This window comes from Collinsella sp. CLA-AA-H167 (assembly GCF_040095305.1).
Lineage (GTDB): Bacteria > Actinomycetota > Coriobacteriia > Coriobacteriales > Coriobacteriaceae > Collinsella.
The window spans coordinates 343,158-358,709 of the sequence record NZ_JBBNGA010000001.1 but is presented as its reverse complement, the minus strand read 5'-3'; the positions used below and the strand labels follow the sequence as shown (position 1 = coordinate 358,709).

Genomic DNA, 15,552 nt, shown 5'->3' with positions numbered 1-15,552 from the left:
GCTAGCTGCTCGCCTTCCGATACCCTGTGGCAAACGAAGGGTCGTAAAGCTTGCTGCGCTCGTACGACTCCGCTTGCCCGCCGTTGTGCGCAAGCCCGCCGCGAGCTCCGAGCACGCGGCCCACCACCACGAGCGCCGTGCGGTCGATGCCCTCTCGCGCGCCCGCATCGGCGAGCGTGCCCACTGTGCATCGCACCACGCGCTCCTCAGGCCAGGTCGCCTTGTACACGAGCGCCGCCGGCTCGTCGGAGCTGCGGCCCGCGGCCAAAAGCTCGGCGGAAAGCTCGGCGAGCATACCCGAGCTCAGGAAGATGACCATAGTCGAGCCGCTTTCCGCCATGGTGCGCATGCCCTCGCCCGCGGGCATGGTGGTGCGCCCGGAAAGCCGCGTGATCACGACCGACTGGCTGATTCCCGGCAGCGTGTATTCCTGGCGAAGCGCCGCCGCGGCACCGCAAAAGCTCGACACGCCGGGCACCACCTCGTAGTCCACGCCGCGCGCGTCGAGCGCGTCCATCTGCTCCTGGATGGCGCCGTACAGGCACGGGTCGCCCGTGTGCAGGCGCACCACTTCCTCGCCCCGCGCATCCGCCGCGCACATCACGTCGAGCACTTCCTCCAAGGTCATGTGCGCGCTGTCGTAGACGACGCAGGATTCCTTGCACTCGGCGAGCAGCTCGGGGTTCACAAGGCTCCCCGCCCAAACGACCACGTCGGCCGCGCGCAGAAGACGCGCCCCGCGCAGCGTGACAAGGTCGGCGGCGCCCGAACCTGCGCCAACGATATGAATCATCCGAGCCTTCCCTTCCCGTTTCTCATCGCAACCGTTTACGCCGCCCTTCGCACAGCGGGCAAGACACGGCGCCCGCAGCGGCAATCGGCGCAAATACGTAGGCAGGAGGCGCAATGCCGCCCGCCCTGGCTTTGACACGCCCACAAACGCCCACTATCATAGTGGTAGTTTCGGCAACGAGCATATGACAATCGAATAAAAGGAAACGACCGGCGCGGCGCCCACACAGTCCGCGCTGGCTTGCGGAGGGAACCAGGTGGGAATCCTGGGCAAGGGACATTACTGTGTAGGACGCGCGGGCGAACCGCCTCGCGCCCCAAGCCAGACTGCTTCGCCTTTTCCTCACGGCATCGCCGTGGCGTTAGCTCCTTGTGAACCCCGAGGAGTGCGCTTCCCTTTCGAATGCAAGAAACAGGCGCGCTATCCCTTTGCGGACGAGCGCGCTTTTCTTTCGCTTGTGCCGATAAGCAACTGTCGCCGGGGGACCGGCAAACCGAGGAAAGGGAAAACCATGTCCGACCAGATGTCACGCCGCGGCTTCATGGGCGCCGCAGCAACCGGAGCCGTCGCGCTCGCCGGAGTCGCGCTCGCGGGCTGCTCCAGCACCTCCGCGAGTTCCGAGAAATCGAGCGAAAAGGAGAAGGCCGTGAAGCCGGTCATTCTCGTCACGAGCTTCGGCACGAGCTACAACGACTCGCGCCACATCACCATCGGCGCCATCGAAGACGCTATCCGCGAGAAGTACTGGCAGGACTACGACATCCGCCGCGCCTTCACCGCGCAGATCATCATCGACAAGCTGAAGAAGCGCGACGGCATCACGATCGACAACATGACCGAGGCGCTCGACCGTTGCGTGGAAGACGGCGTGAAGGAAATCGTCGTGCAGCCGACGCATCTCATGGCTGGCCTGGAATACGCCGACGTGAAAGACGAGCTTGACAAGTACGCCGACAAGTTCGACAAGATCTCGCTCGGCGACCCGCTGCTCACCTCCGACGACGACTACAAGAAGGTGGCCGCAGCCATTAAGGAGAACATGGCGTCCTTCGACGACGGCAAGACGGCGCTGTGCCTCATGGGCCACGGCACCGAAGCCGATTCCAACGCCGACTATGCCAAGATGCAGGAAGTGTTCAAGAACGAGGGCTTGACGCAGTTCTTCGTCGGCACCGTCGAGGCTGAACCGACCTGCGAGGATGTTATCGCCGCTGCGAGCGCCGCAGGGTACAAGAAGGCCGTGCTCGCGCCGTTCATGGTGGTCGCGGGCGACCACGCGAACAACGACATGGCAGACGAGACCGACCCCGACAGCTGGGCTGCGAAGTTCGTGGCCGCCGGCTTCGAAGTGACGTGCCTGCTCCAGGGTCTGGGACAGAACGCCGCGGTCGACGACATCTACGTCTCGCACGTGGACGACGCCATCGCCAAGCTGTAAACTCGCCGCGCACGGGGGCGCCGGTCGCGTCCCCGTGCAACGGGCATGCGCCTTCCCCGACCGACGGCGCATGCCCGTTGCATTCGCATCCCGCCCGCCCACCGCACGGCGCGGGCGGTAGAAGCGATTGAAAGGAACCCCTCCATGTTGAAGAAAACCCTCGTCTTCGCCCTGTCGGCGGCGCTTCTCGCGTTCTCGCTCGCCGGCTGCGCCGGAAATTCAAGCGACAGCGCAAAGGCAAGCAATACCGATTCCCAGGAAAAGACCGAGCAGGCGGCCGATGCGACCGAGGGCGCAAGCGCTGCCCCCATCACCGCCGACAAGGTGGCCGACGGCACCTATCCGATCACCGTAGATTCCAGCTCGAACATGTTCAGGATTGTGGACGCCCAGCTCATCGTGGAAAACGGCTCCATGCACTGCGTGATGACGCTTTCCGGCACGGGCTACGGCAAGCTCTTCATGGGCACGGGCGACGAGGCTGCCGCCGCGAGCGAGGCCGACTTCATCACCTATGTGGAAAACGCGGAAGGCAAGTACACCTACGACGTGCCCGTTGATGCGCTCGACGAGGACACCGCCTGTGCCGCGTGGAGTATTAGAAAAGAGCAGTGGTACGACCGCACGCTCGTGTTCGAATCCGCCGGCGTCGATCTACGCGCCGACGCACTGAAGTAACGCCATGCGATCGATTCTTCCCAAGGGGGAAAACAGGAAGCGCCGAAGCATCGCGGCGCGCGCGATCGCCTGCGTTCTCGTCGCCCTGCTCGCGCTTCCCTTCGCGGGGTGCAGTGCGAGCCCGAACGCGACCGGTGGCACGGCGGGCTCTCAGGAATACACTGTGAATGTCTCGCTTTCCGGCGGGTCAGGGCGCGCAAGCATCGCCTCACCCACCACAATTGTGAAGGATGGCGACACCTACACCGCGACCATCACCTGGTCGAGTTCGAACTACGACAAGATGACCGTCGACGGCGTGGACTACGCGCCCGTAAACGACGGCGGCAACTCCACGTTCGAGATACCCGTCACGCTCGACGAGGACATCGCCGTGTCGGCCGAGACCGTCGCCATGTCGACGCCGCACACCATCGACTACACGATCCACTTCGACTCATCCACCATGAAGGAGAAATCGGGCGACGAAGCAAGCGGCGGCTCCCCTGTGGGAACGGCTTCAAGCGCCGCGGCCGACTTCCACAACGCCGATTTGGGCTGTGGCTGGGAGCCGACGGGGGCGCTTCAGCTTGAATACGCCGAGCACTTCACTGTCGACGAGTTCAAAGGCGGTCTGCGGCTTATCTGCGTTTCGAATGGGGAACGTTTCCTCGTGGTGCCGCAAGATGCGAAGGTACCTGATGGGTTGAGCTCCGACATCGCGGTCATAAGGCGCCCCGCCGACAAGGTGTACCTCGTGTCGTCGGCGACGATGTGCCTGGTCGACGCGCTCGATGCGAACGACAATATCATCATGTCGGGCACGAAGGCCGACGATTGCTCGGTCGTGGGCTTCAAAAGCGCGTTCGAAAGTGGGGCGATCGCCTACGGCGGCAAGTACAGCGCGCCCGACTACGAGCGAATATCGGCCTCGGGCTGCACACTCGCCATCGAGAACACCATGATCAACCACACGCCCGATGTGAAGGAAAAGCTGCAGAAGCTCGGGCTCGTCGTGCTCACCGAACAGTCGTCGAGCGAGCCCGAAGCACTCGGGCGCGTCGAGTGGATTAAGCTTTTCGGCGTTCTGTTCGACAAGGAAGACGAGGCCGCGCACCTGTTCAACGAGCAGAAGGCCCGCGTCGAGCAAACGTCGGGGCTCGCGTCGTCAGGTAAAACCGTGGCGTATTTCTACATTAACTCGAACGGGGCCGCCGTCACGCGGCGGGCGGGCGACTACGTGGCGCAGATGATCGAGCTTGCAGGCGGCAGCTATGCGCTCGATGACGCGCAGACGGCGTCGACGTCAGGTTCGTCAGTAACGCTCGAAATGGAGCGCTTCTACGCGACGGCGAAGGATGCCGACATCATCGTCTACAACGGCACCATCGACGAATCGGTTGCCACCTTGAACGACTTCGTAGGCAAAAACGCGCTATTGTCGCAGTTCAAAGCCGTGAAGAACGGCAACGTCTGGGTCACAAGCGCCGACATGTACCAGCAGATGACTTCTACCGCCGACATTATCGACGAGCTGCACGGGGCGTTCACCGGCGATGACGCGAGCGACTTCCATTATCTGAGGAAGCTCGGTTAGCGCCATGAGAAGCCGGCTTTCCATGGCATACGACGAATCGGGGCGCGCCGCGCGGTGTCGCGTCGTGACGGCGCTGCTCGCTGTTGCCCTCATCGTGCTCGTCGGGGCCAACCTGTGCATCGGGAGCGCGCTCGTGCCCGCAGACCACATCCCCGGCATCCTTTCGGGCGGCGCGGCCAATTCCATGGAAAGCCAGGTCATCTGGGAGATTCGCCTGCCGCGCGTGCTTTCAGCCGTGCTTCTCGGCGGGGCACTTTCGCTTTCCGGGTTCCTGCTGCAGACGTTTTTCAACAACCCCATCGCCGACCCGTTCATCTTGGGCGTCTCCTCGGGCGCAAAGTTCGTCGTCGCGCTTACGATGATCGTACTTCTAGGCGCGAACCAGGCCATGTCCTCGCCGGCCATGGTGGCCGCAGCGTTTCTGGGCTCGCTTATCACCATCGGCTTCGTGCTCCTCATCGCACGGCGCATAAGTTCCATGGCCATGCTCATCGTGGCGGGCGTCATGGTGGGATACATCTGCTCGGCGGCGACGAACTTCCTCATCGCCTTCGCCGACGACCAGTCCATCGTGAACCTGCACAACTGGTCTTTGGGTAGCTTCTCGGGTTCGAGCTGGGACGACATCGCGATCATCGCGGTCGTGGTGATCACCGTGAGCGCATGCGTATTCGCGATATCGAAGCCCCTTTCCGCCTTCCAGCTGGGAGAAGCCTACGCGAAAAGCGTCGGCGTGAACGTCGCACGCTTCCGCGTGGTGCTCGTCCTTCTAGCGAGCATGCTCTCCGCCTGCGTGACCGCGTTCGCTGGTCCGGTGTCGTTCGTAGGCATCGCGGTTCCGCATCTCGTGAAGTCGGCGCTAAAGTCGTCGAAGCCCATCCGCGTGATTCCTGCGTGCTTCTTGGGAGGCGCCATCTTCTGCGCGGGCTGCGATTTGATCGCGCGCACGCTGTTCTCTCCCGTCGAGCTTTCCATCAGCGCCGTCACCGCCATCTTCGGCGCTCCGGTGGTTATCGCGCTCATGTTGAAGAAGCGGGTGAGGTAGATGGGGGAATTCGTGCCGCGGCCCAAAACGCTCGGAGGGGACATTCCATGCTTAGACAGTCCTGAGCTCGCACGAAAGCGCCAGAAGGCACTTTCGGCTCGTGCGGAACTGCGCGCGGAACGCCTCCTCCGAGCGGAGCCGAACCTCGAAACTACGGTCGAAACGCAGGCTGACGGAGCGCCGCTTTTCCACATAAGCGACCTGTCGGCGGGCTACGACAAGAAGGTCGTAGTCGAAGGCGTCGATCTGGAGGTTCGCGCGGGCGACGTCGTGGCGCTCATCGGGCCGAACGGCTCGGGCAAGTCGACCATCTTGAAAACCATCACACGCCATCTGGCACCGCTTGCCGGCGCGGTCGAGCTCGACGGGCGGGAGATTTCCCGATGGAAGACGGCGGAGTTTGCAAGGAACCTTGCCGTTATGCTGACAGATCGCCCCCGGACCGAGCTCCTCACCTGCCGCGATGTCGTAGAGGCAGGAAGGCACCCCTACACCGGGCGAATGGGCACACTCTCGCCCGACGACCATAGTCGGGTCGACGAGGCCATGAAAACCGCACATGTGGAAGAGCTCGCCGAGCGCGACTTTATGCAGATAAGCGACGGGCAACGCCAGCGCGTCATGCTCGCACGCGCCATCGCGCAGGATCCGCGTGTGCTCGTGCTCGACGAGCCCACGTCGTATCTCGATATCCGCTACCAGATCGACCTGCTGCGAATACTTCGCCACCTTGCGAAATCGCGGAATGTGGCTGTCATCATGTCCATCCACGAACTCGAGCTCGCGCAGAAAAGCGCCGACAAGGTGATTTGCGTGAAGGACGGCCGGGTCTTCCGCGCCGGCGCACCCGAGGACATATTCACGCGCGAGACGATTGGCGAGCTCTACGGCCTTCAGCATGGCACCTTCAACGAGCGCTTCGGCAGCGTGGAAATTGGGCGCCCGCACGGCGATGCGAACACGTTCGTCATCGCCGGCGCAGGTACGGGGTCGGCTGTGTTTCGCCAGCTCGTCCGGCAGGGCAAGGCGTTCTACGCGGGCGTTCTGCACGAAGGGGACATCGACTGCGAGCTCGCGCGCGACCTGGCAGCGGAATGCGTGGCCGAGCGCGCCTTCGAGCCGATCGGGGATAAAACCATAGCCCGCGCCAAAGAGCTCCTCGTCCACTGCGCGCGCCTTATTGTGTGCCCCGCCGCCTTCGGCACCATAAACGCCCGCAACGCAGAGCTCGTCGAGTTCGCACGCTCGCATGGTATCGAGGTCATGTGAGCGTGCGAAGGCGCATCGGAGGATTCCCAATTGGAGTGGGAAGGATAAACTGGACTTTCTTTTAATGATCCTCAGGCTACAGCTCCTACGCCGGCGAGGTCTACAAGGCGCCGGAGAACCTCGTAAACAGGAATTTCCACGCCGACGAGCCCAACCTGCTGTGGCTCACCGACATCACCGAGTTCAGACTCCCGGGCGGCGAGAAGGTCTACCTGAGCCCGGTCATCGACTGCTTCGGCGGGATGCTCGTCGCCTGGTCGATCGGGCTGCACCCCGACAAGCGCCTCACGAACTCGAGCCTGCGCCTAATCCAAGCGAGATTCCAGACTCGATAGGCCATTGAGAGTCAGGTCGTTGGCGACCTCCGAGACGCGCTCGATAGGAACCGAGCCATCAGACAGGGCCCACGTGCGATAGATACCGATAATACCCGACAGCAAGAACGCCAGATAGTAGTCGAACATCTCGTCCTTGAGACCTTGGGGCAGCAGATCGCGCTCGGCAATCTCGTGTTCGAGCGGCGCACGAAGACGAGCCATAAAATCATCGAGCGGAATGTTCTCGATCAGCTGACGATTGAGCACCAAGTTGTTGCATAGTGCCTCGTTAACGGTTTTAAAGAAGGTCGCCGCCGCGCCCAGGGCGCGCTCGTTGGTGTCGCCGTCCATGGAGGCAAGCGTTTTCTCAACCGAGTCGACAATCATCTCCACCACATCGACGGCAATGGCATCGAGCAAGCCATCAACCGTACCAAAGTGAACGTAAAAGGTCTTGCGGTCGACATTGGCCTCGCGCGCGATGGCACTCACCGTAATGTCTGCCAGCGGCTTTTCCATGAGCAGGCGCTCGAAAGCGGAAAGGATGGCATTGCGGCTGCGAACGATGCGGCGATCAAGACGCGGTTTGCTGGTGTCCATAGACGTGTCCCTTCGATATGCGGGCATTCATCAACAGATGAGAGATAATCTACGTAAGAGGATTATCCCCCATACAGCACAAATATGCCCCGCATCATGAAGAACGCACGACTGTCCTACTGCGACTTAGGGTGCTTCTTCTTATTGAGTGCCGACGGAGATACGCGGATACCGTCGCCCGTCTGTCGCACATAGGCTTTATGAGCCGGCTTAGCGGTCCCAGAAGCCTTCTGAGCGTGCTTCCTGGGATCAACGGTCAGCATTCGTGGGGTGCGGCTTAGTGGGCGCAGAGGGCGTCTGAGGCGCGCGGCCGAGCTTGCGCATCACGCGATCCCAGCGCGCATGGATACTCTCGTTGTGGGCGCTCTTAAGGCCCAGCAGGGGCGCAGCCAAAATGGTCGGCGCGATAAACGTAATGAGACGCCACAGCAGATAGCCGGCGGTCGAAGCCGACCCAAAGAAATGACCCAAGAACAAAGCAAAGCCGCCCTCAGCGCCACCAGTTCCACCGGGCAAGGGAACCGCAGAGCTCAGCAGCTGGACAAAGGCGCTCGCGGCCATGACCGAGAAAAAGTCGACCTCGTGGTGGCCAAAGGCGAGCATCAGAAAATACGGCACCAGATAGAAAAACGCGAGCTGCAGCATGGTGATAAACACGGTGAGCAGCATGGAAGAAAAATGTCCGGCCGAAAGCTTGAACTTCTCGGAGAAGGAGTAGATCTCGCCATCGACAAACGAGCGCCATCCATCGATCTTAGTGGCCGAGACACCTATGCGCTCGAGCCAATTGATGATGCAATGGGCGACGCGCGTGACGGTCTTAGGCATGAGCGCGACGGCGAAGATGCCGAGCAGGATGCAGCAGTGACCGCCAAAACTAAAGACGCACAGCAGCGTCATGTCGCCATAGCGCTCGGCAAAAAACGGCATGCGAGCAAGCAATAGGATAGCGCCCCAGGCAACTAGGCCAAACTGATACACAATAAATCGGGTGAACTGCGTGGCACCCGCTTCGCCCACGTTTTGGCCCGCTTTGGTCAGGCGGTAGATCTGGGCAGGCGTAGAGCCCATCATCATGGGCGTCAGGTTGCCAAAGAAGATGCCACTCGCCTCGACCGAGATCAGGTCGCGAATGCCGACGGGTGAATTGGGGTCGAGCCAGACGGCGATCGCATAGGCCACAATGCCAAAGAACAGATACATGAACATGCAAAGACACGCGACAACGAGCCAGGGCGCCTGGACGCTCGACATAGCAGCCCAGAACTGCCCCATCTGCCCGGTTACCACCAGATAGACGATATAACCCACCAGCACAACGCCGATAAAGATTGCGCCGCGGCGTGCGCTCTTATTGTCATCGCCGCCCGAGGCCTCAACCTCGACCTGGGGCTTGGACGTATGCTGAGAGGACTCCGTCATGAGACTCCTTCTAACAGTCAAAATATCTTGGTTATTGTACCCGTAAGGGCCATAAGCAGAACGCAAAGCTCTTGTTCAAACGGGAATGACAGACAGTTGTTTGATAATAAAAAACCCGGTCTTCCGTGGAAAGACCGGGTATCAGATGCGTGGTAGCCCGTACCAGATTCGAACTGGTGATCTCCGCCTTGAGAGGGCGGCGTCCTAAACCGCTAGACGAACGGGCCATAAGCCTCAGCAGAAAAGAAGTGGTAGCCCGTACCAGATTCGAACTGGTGATCTCCGCCTTGAGAGGGCGGCGTCCTAAACCGCTAGACGAACGGGCCACATGACATCTGCACTGCCGTGCTGCAAGGAAATATATTACGGGACAAAAAACGCAAGCGCAAGAAGAAATTCCAAATTGCCGAAATTTTGTCGCGAGGTTATGGAACGCGCAGGTCAACAAGGTAGCTAATTTGGGACGGGGCTATTTTAGCTACCCTAGGTGGAGATGAGTCAGGAGGGCTTCGCGGTTGTTGGGGATGTTGTCCTCGATCACGGCGTCGAGGGCGGCGTTGAGAAGCTGTCCCAGCTCCGGCCCCGGCTTGACGCCGGCGCGGATCAGGTCGCCACCATTGATGGCAAGCATCTTGAGTGTATAGGGCTCCCCCGCCTGCAGCAGATCGTGGGCGAGCGTACGCATCTCCTCGATCGTCTCGACGTAATAGAAGCACGAGGGCGCCTTGCCGAGCGTGTCGGCACGCTTAAGGTCCATGAGCTCGTCCATCAGACGCGGCGTATCGACACCCTCGCCCGAAAGCGCGCGCATCATATTGAGCAGGCAGGAGCGCTCGGGGCGCAGCGGCTTGTCATGGTATTTGATCAGCAGGCACACATCGCGCACCAAATCGTGCGAGAGCGCCAGGCGATCCATGATGACACGCGCCTTCTTGACGCCGAGCTCGGGATGACCGTAGAAGTGGCCGCTGCCGTCGTGATCGACCGTAAAGCACTCGGGTTTGGAAACGTCGTGCAAAAACGCCGCCCACATAAGGCTCGACGAGGGCGCGACGCCGTCGCACAGCGCCAGCTCCCCTGCCACCGTCAGCACGCGGGCGATATGCTCGTAGACGTTAAACGCATGATAGACGCTGCGTTGATCAAACCCGCGAGCGGACGCGAGCTCGGGCACGGCGGCGCAAACAAGCTCGGGGTAGCGCAGCATCGCGTCTCCCCCATGGCCGGTCGAAAGGATACCCTCGAGCTCAATGCCCACGCGCTCGCGCGCCACGGCATCGAGCAGCGGCGCGCACTCGGCAAGGGCACACTTGGTCTCGGGCTCAATCACAAAGTCTAGGCGGCAGGCAAAGCGCACCGCGCGCAACATGCGCAGGGCATCCTCGTTAAAGCGGCGCTTAGGATCACCGACGGCGCGAATCAGCTTGCGGTCTAGGTCGCCCTGGCCATCGTAGCGGTCGACAAGGCCGCGCTCGGGATGCCACGCCATGGCATTGACGGTAAAGTCGCGGCGCGCCAGATCGTCCTCAAGCGAAGCGGCGCGCTCCACACTCTGAGGATGACGACCGTCGGTATAGAAGCCGTCCAGGCGATAGGTGGTGACCTCAATGCGCTCGCCATCGCAAATAGCCGTAATGCCGCCAAATTTAATGCCCGACTCAACTACGGCAATACCGGCGGCCTCGAGTGCCGCCTTGGACTCCTGCCACAGGCCGCTACAGCACATGTCGACATCGTGGCTGGGACGTCCCATCAGGGCGTCACGTACCCAACCGCCCACGTACCAGGCCTCAAGACCGGCATCCTCGAGGGCTCGCAACACGCACAGAGAGGCGGCTGACGGCTGCGTAGCGTTGAGCGAAACATTGCACATTCCTGTGGCCTCCTGCAATTGCGGGCATATCGATTGATGGTTTCCATGAAGTCTAGCAAGAAATGAGAGCGGGCGCACACGCGAACGCGCTTCAAGCACGATTGGATCCCAAGGCATCGACTACAAACATGAAAAAGCACCCGCCTCGGCAATCCGAGACGGGTGCTCTACAAAGCAAAGATGCAAGGTCCGTGCGCTGCGTTAGCAGACCTGACGGATGGCGATGCCCTTCTGATACTCATCGACCTTAGCAAAATCGCCCAGACCCGGGCACTCGACCACGTTGGCGCCGGTGGCCATCGAGAGGCGCAGGGCGTCCTCGAAGCGCTCGGGAGCGTCGTGCCACACGGACAGGAAGGCGGCCAGCGAAGAGTCACCGGCGCAAACGGTCGACAGCAGCTTGACCTCAAAGGTACGGTTGGCAAACCAGATGTGCTCGCCGTTGGAGAAGTACGCGCCGGCGCCACCCAGGGTCAACAGCACGTTCTTGGCGCCCTTGGCATGCAGTTCGGCCATCGCGCCCTTGACAGACTCGTCGTCGCCACCGCTCACCTTAATGCCAAAGATGTCGAGCAGCTCGTCGTCGTTAGGCTTAATGAGGAGCGGCTCCATAGCAATGAGGTCGGCCAACTGATGGCTCGAAATATCGAGCACGAACTCGGCGCCCTTTGCCTTAACGCGGCGAAGCACCTCGGCCAGGAAGCCCTCAGAGGTGTTGGGGGGCAGCGAGCCGCTAATGACCAGGCAGGTCATGTCGTCAAGTGAATCGATGAGCTCAAACATCTCCTGCTCGTTGGCAGCGTTGATGGCGGCACCGGCATTGACCATGTTGTACTCAGTGTCGGGACCGGCGTTGAGGAACACGTTGACACGCGTGATGCCGTCAGTCCACACGGGCTTGACGGGCACGCCAAGGGCCTCGGCGCCCTTAACGATAAACTCTCCCGAGAAGCCGGCGAAGAAGCCCAGGATCGTGGTGTCGACGCCGTAGTGGTCGAGCGTAAACGAGACGTTGAGGCCCTTACCGTTGGGCGTGTAGACGGCGTTGCAGGTACGCGTGACGGTGTTGGCAGCAAGACCGTCGCAGGAGATGTTGTAGTCAATGGCGGGATTTGCAGTAAGCGTGTAAATCATGAATGTTCCTTTCACGAAGCAACGTGTTAATGAAAGTATATTCCACGCTTCGGTAAAAGGCTACAACAACTCGGTGAACGGTGTGGAAGCGATGAAGTACGGCAGGGCACCTCTCCACCATGGCGGAACAAAAAAGGCGCCCCGGCCGAAACCGGAGCGCCGCATGCGCACGAATATGTCGCGTTTCGCTTACTTGCGATCGAGCTTGCGGACAGCAACGCGCTTGCTGTACTCGTCGACGTGACCAAAGTCGCCGATGCCGACGGACTCAGCAACGTTGGCGCCGGTGGCCATAGCGAGCTTCATGGCCTCCTCGACGTTGTCGCGATCCCTGTACCACTTGTGCAGGAACGCAGCGAGGGTGCAGTCGCCGGCGCAGACGGAAGAGACAAGCTTGATGTTGAACTCACGCTTGGCATACCAGATGTCCTCGCCGTTGGAGAAGTAAGCGTCACCGCGGCTACCACGGGTGAGCAGCACGTTCTGGACGCCGGCCTCGTGAGCCAGCTTCATGGCAACGCGGACCTCGTCGTCGGTGTCGACCGGCACGCCGAAGATAGCCTTCATCTCGTGATGGTTCGGCTTAATGAGCAGCGGCTTCTTGTGAGCGAGCTCCTTGAGCTTGTCGGAGGACAGGTCCAGGACGACGTCGGCGCCACGGGCCTGAGCGTGCTCCATGACCTGAGCCAGGAAGTCGGGCGTAGCTTTGGGAGGTACGGAGCCGGAGACGATCAGGCACTCAAGGTCGCCCGCGGTGTCCAGGATGTTGTAGAGCTCCTCCTGGTGCTGCGGCGTGATCGGAGCACCGGGGTTCAGGATGCCGTACTCGTGCTGGCCATCGTTGACGTAGGTGTTGATGCGCGTGATACCGTCGGTCCAGACCGGGCGGCAGAGGCAACCCAGGTTCATGACCTCCTCGACGATGAACTTGCCCGTGAAGCCGGCGAAGAAACCGAGCGCGACGGTGTCGACGCCCATCTTCTTAAAGGCGAAGGACACGTCGAGGCCCTTGCCGTTAGCCGTGTAGCTGGCCGAGCCGGTGCGGACGTTCTCGTCGGGCTCGAGCGGAGAGCTCGAAACCGTCATGTCGACAGCCGGGTTAGCGGTTAGCGTGTAGAACATTTACAGTACCCCCTGTATATGTGAGGGCCGCGTGGCCGGCCCATTCCAACCACGCGGTTACCTCTGATACCAAATTAGCGAGCTGCGGACTCGAGCAGTGCCTTGACCTCGGCAGCGGTGTTGCAGGCGAGCGCCTTCTCGGCGAGCTCGTCGCACTCGGCCTTGGTCCACTGGCTGATGGTCTTGCGGGCGCGCAGGATGGACGGAGCGCTCATCGAGAACTCCTCCAGGCCCCAGCTGATCAGCAGCGGCTCGAGCAACGGATCGGCAGCGGCCTCGCCGCACATACCGACCATGATGCCGGCCTTCACGCCGCTCTCGATGATGTTCTTGAGCGAGCGGAGCACGGCGGGATAGTAAACCTGGTACAGGTTGGAGATGGTGTCGTTGCCACGGTCGGCGCACATGGTGTAGCCGATCAGGTCGTTGGTGCCGATGGAGAAGAAGTCGGCGACCTCGGCCAGGCGGTCAGCGAGCAGCGAGGCTGCAGGCGTCTCGACCATGATGCCGACCTCGATGTTCTCGTTGAACTTGCGGCCCTCTTCGGTCAGCTCGGTCTTGCACTGCTCGACGAGCTCCTTGACAGCCAAGACTTCCTCGACGCAGGTGACGAGCGGGATCATAATCTTGACGTCACCGAAGGCGCTGGCGCGCAGCAGGGCGCGGAGCTGGACCTTGTACTGGTCGGGGTTGGCCAGACAGTAACGCACGGCGCGGAAGCCCATGAAGGGGTTCTCTTCCTTGACCATGTGCAGGTACGGAATCTCCTTGTCGCCACCCACATCGAGCGTGCGGATGATGACCGGAGCGCCCTTGAGCGCGCTGGCGACCTTACGGTAGGCGTTGAACTGCTCCTCCTCGGAAGGAAGCTCAGCAGAGTCCATGAACAGGAACTCGGAACGGAACAGGCCGATAGCCTCGGCATCGTGATCGAGCGCGTTGGGCACGTCATCGGGGTTGCCGATGTTGCAGGCAATGATCTTCTTGATGCCGTCGGCAGTCACGGACGGCTTGCCGCGGAAGGCCTCGAGAGCCGCCTTCTCGGCAGCGAAAGCCTCGGCCTTGGCAGTGTAAGCGGCGAGCGTCTCCTCATCGGGATCGGCCTCGACGATACCCTTGCCACCGTCGACGACAACGGTCATGCCGTTGCGCAGTGCGGTGCAGCTGTTGGAAACCGAAAGGACAGCCGGGATCTCGAGGGCGCGCGCAATGATTGCGGAGTGCGACGTGCGGCCACCAGTCTCGGTGACGATACCGGCAACGTGGGCCTTATCGATCGTGGCGGTCATGGACGGCGTGAGGTCGTGCACGACAACGACGGTGTTCTCGGGCAGGACGGAGAGGTCGACGACCTCCTTGCCCAGCAGCTCGGCCAGAATACCGGTGCGGATGTCGGCGATGTCGGCCGCGCGCAGACGGAACATCTCGTCGTCCATGGACAGGAACATGTTCTCAAACATGGTCGAGGTGTCCATGAGCGCCTGCTCGGCGCAGGTGCCGCCGTCAATGGCGGCGTTGATGGCGTCGGTCATGCCCGGATCCTGAGCTAGGACAATGTGTCCGCTCATGATCTCGGCCTCGGCCTCGCCCACCGTCTCCTTCATGTGGTCGGCCTGAGCCTGGGTCTTCTCGCAGAAGACCGAAAGAGCGGTCTGATAGCGCTCCTTCTCTGCTGCCGAATCAGCAACCTCGTGCGGCTCAAACGTCAAGTCGGGATCGACGGCGACCATAACGGTGCCGATTCCGATGCCCTCGGATGCGTTGACTCCCTGATACATTCCCATTCCTCTCTCCGTGCCATGTGATAAAGCGTTTTGCCATATCCATGACAAAAGAGCGCAGCTACCTTGATACAGGTCACTGCGCCCCCAAGTATGAACTTAATTGTTCAACATGCGACCCGTTTGAGTTCTACTCGCCAAGACCGCTCTTAATGAGCTCGATGGCAGCAGCCAGAGCCTCGGCCTCGTCGGCACCGTCGCACTTGACCTCGACCTCGGTACCGCAAGGGATACCAGCAGCCATGAGGGCCATCGGGGACTTGCCGTTGACCTCCTTCTCGGGGGTGACGACCGTCACGTCACAGGCGTACTTGCCCATAGTGGAGGCGAACAGACCAGCCGGACGCATGTGCAGACCCTGAGGATTAACGAGGGTAGCCTTCTCAGAAACCATAGTTGACTCCTTTTTTGTGTTTAACCCCTGTCATGCATGTGGCAGGAGTCAGATTCACGACGTTGTTTATATTAACTCACATCAAACGGTTTTTCATTGTGTTTCGCACG

At 61.2% G+C, this 15,552-nt stretch carries 13 protein-coding genes, 2 tRNA genes and 1 pseudogene; 6 read left to right on the top strand and 10 right to left on the bottom strand.

The annotated features are described in order from the left end of the window. Position 1 precedes the first annotated feature (1 nt). Positions 2-793, bottom strand: coding sequence for a precorrin-4 C(11)-methyltransferase (gene cobM, locus AAAT03_RS01660; RefSeq protein WP_349102424.1), 792 nt, complete (start codon positions 791-793; stop codon positions 2-4). A gap of 511 nt (positions 794-1,304) precedes the next feature. Between cobM and AAAT03_RS01655 the strand changes: the two genes are divergently transcribed. The 6 genes and pseudogenes from AAAT03_RS01655 to AAAT03_RS01630 all read left to right on the top strand — a co-directional run. Next, positions 1,305-2,231 carry a sirohydrochlorin cobaltochelatase gene (locus AAAT03_RS01655; protein ID WP_349102423.1) on the top strand — a complete coding sequence of 309 codons (927 nt, stop codon included), beginning with the start codon at positions 1,305-1,307 and terminating at the stop codon, positions 2,229-2,231. A 144-nt stretch (positions 2,232-2,375) separates the two neighbouring features. Next, positions 2,376-2,909 (top strand): hypothetical protein, encoded by a 534-nt coding sequence (locus AAAT03_RS01650; protein WP_349102422.1) that lies wholly within the window; start codon positions 2,376-2,378, stop codon positions 2,907-2,909. A gap of 4 nt (positions 2,910-2,913) precedes the next feature. Continuing rightward, the gene (locus AAAT03_RS01645; RefSeq protein WP_349102421.1) at positions 2,914-4,485 is read left to right on the top strand and encodes an ABC transporter substrate-binding protein; all 1,572 of its coding nucleotides are present in this window, start codon (positions 2,914-2,916) and stop codon (positions 4,483-4,485) included. 22 nt (positions 4,486-4,507) lie between these two features. Next, a complete protein-coding gene (locus tag AAAT03_RS01640) occupies positions 4,508-5,530 on the top strand; it encodes an iron ABC transporter permease (RefSeq protein WP_117583467.1) in 1,023 nt (340 codons plus the stop codon). Next, positions 5,531-6,799 carry an ABC transporter ATP-binding protein gene (locus AAAT03_RS01635; protein WP_117583466.1) on the top strand — a complete coding sequence of 423 codons (1,269 nt, stop codon included), beginning with the start codon at positions 5,531-5,533 and terminating at the stop codon, positions 6,797-6,799. A gap of 77 nt (positions 6,800-6,876) precedes the next feature. Continuing rightward, positions 6,877-7,065: pseudogene (locus tag AAAT03_RS01630) on the top strand (DDE-type integrase/transposase/recombinase); the annotation flags it as partial. A gap of 39 nt (positions 7,066-7,104) precedes the next feature. Here AAAT03_RS01630 and AAAT03_RS01625 read toward each other — a convergent pair. The 9 genes from AAAT03_RS01625 to AAAT03_RS01585 all read right to left on the bottom strand — a co-directional run bounded on the left by AAAT03_RS01625 (position 7,105) and on the right by AAAT03_RS01585 (position 15,442). Further along, complete coding sequence (locus tag AAAT03_RS01625; RefSeq protein ID WP_158556488.1) at positions 7,105-7,716, bottom strand: TetR/AcrR family transcriptional regulator; 612 nt, start codon at positions 7,714-7,716, stop codon at positions 7,105-7,107. 249 nt (positions 7,717-7,965) lie between these two features. Further along, positions 7,966-9,138, bottom strand: coding sequence for a lysylphosphatidylglycerol synthase transmembrane domain-containing protein (locus tag AAAT03_RS01620; protein ID WP_349102420.1), 1,173 nt, complete (start codon positions 9,136-9,138; stop codon positions 7,966-7,968). 150 nt (positions 9,139-9,288) lie between these two features. Next, positions 9,289-9,365 (bottom strand) — tRNA-Glu (locus AAAT03_RS01615). 22 nt (positions 9,366-9,387) lie between these two features. Further along, positions 9,388-9,464 (bottom strand) — tRNA-Glu (locus tag AAAT03_RS01610). A 152-nt stretch (positions 9,465-9,616) separates the two neighbouring features. Further along, positions 9,617-11,011: an HD domain-containing protein gene (locus AAAT03_RS01605; RefSeq protein WP_117583463.1), complete on the bottom strand. Its 1,395-nt coding sequence runs from the start codon at positions 11,009-11,011 to the stop codon at positions 9,617-9,619. Between the two features lie 201 nt (positions 11,012-11,212). Further along, entirely contained in the window at positions 11,213-12,145 is a 933-nt protein-coding gene (locus tag AAAT03_RS01600) for a 1-phosphofructokinase family hexose kinase (protein ID WP_349102419.1), read from the bottom strand. Between the two features lie 189 nt (positions 12,146-12,334). Then, the gene (locus tag AAAT03_RS01595) at positions 12,335-13,267 is read right to left on the bottom strand and encodes a 1-phosphofructokinase family hexose kinase (RefSeq protein ID WP_055250439.1); all 933 of its coding nucleotides are present in this window, start codon (positions 13,265-13,267) and stop codon (positions 12,335-12,337) included. Positions 13,268-13,341: 74 nt separating this feature from the next. Continuing rightward, the gene (gene ptsP, locus AAAT03_RS01590) at positions 13,342-15,045 is read right to left on the bottom strand and encodes a phosphoenolpyruvate--protein phosphotransferase (RefSeq protein ID WP_055250441.1); all 1,704 of its coding nucleotides are present in this window, start codon (positions 15,043-15,045) and stop codon (positions 13,342-13,344) included. Positions 15,046-15,178: 133 nt separating this feature from the next. After that, entirely contained in the window at positions 15,179-15,442 is a 264-nt protein-coding gene (locus tag AAAT03_RS01585; protein WP_022094575.1) for an HPr family phosphocarrier protein, read from the bottom strand. Positions 15,443-15,552 lie beyond the last annotated feature (110 nt).

Bases quoted from the DNA above. Each gene is read 5' to 3' on its own strand.
- ptsP (WP_055250441.1), bottom strand. From the start codon at position 15,045: ATGTATCAGGGAGTCAACGCATCCGAGGGCATCGGAATCGGCACCGTT.
- AAAT03_RS01585 (WP_022094575.1), bottom strand. From the start codon at position 15,442: ATGGTTTCTGAGAAGGCTACCCTCGTTAATCCTCAGGGTCTGCACATG.
- AAAT03_RS01595 (WP_055250439.1), bottom strand. From the start codon at position 13,267: ATGTTCTACACGCTAACCGCTAACCCGGCTGTCGACATGACGGTTTCG.
- AAAT03_RS01650 (WP_349102422.1), top strand. From the start codon at position 2,376: ATGTTGAAGAAAACCCTCGTCTTCGCCCTGTCGGCGGCGCTTCTCGCG.
- AAAT03_RS01640 (WP_117583467.1), top strand. From the start codon at position 4,508: ATGGCATACGACGAATCGGGGCGCGCCGCGCGGTGTCGCGTCGTGACG.
- AAAT03_RS01600 (WP_349102419.1), bottom strand. From the start codon at position 12,145: ATGATTTACACGCTTACTGCAAATCCCGCCATTGACTACAACATCTCC.
- AAAT03_RS01620 (WP_349102420.1), bottom strand. From the start codon at position 9,138: ATGACGGAGTCCTCTCAGCATACGTCCAAGCCCCAGGTCGAGGTTGAG.
- AAAT03_RS01645 (WP_349102421.1), top strand. From the start codon at position 2,914: ATGCGATCGATTCTTCCCAAGGGGGAAAACAGGAAGCGCCGAAGCATC.
- AAAT03_RS01635 (WP_117583466.1), top strand. From the start codon at position 5,531: ATGGGGGAATTCGTGCCGCGGCCCAAAACGCTCGGAGGGGACATTCCA.
- AAAT03_RS01625 (WP_158556488.1), bottom strand. From the start codon at position 7,716: ATGGACACCAGCAAACCGCGTCTTGATCGCCGCATCGTTCGCAGCCGC.
- AAAT03_RS01655 (WP_349102423.1), top strand. From the start codon at position 1,305: ATGTCCGACCAGATGTCACGCCGCGGCTTCATGGGCGCCGCAGCAACC.
- cobM (WP_349102424.1), bottom strand. From the start codon at position 793: ATGATTCATATCGTTGGCGCAGGTTCGGGCGCCGCCGACCTTGTCACG.
- AAAT03_RS01605 (WP_117583463.1), bottom strand. From the start codon at position 11,011: ATGTGCAATGTTTCGCTCAACGCTACGCAGCCGTCAGCCGCCTCTCTG.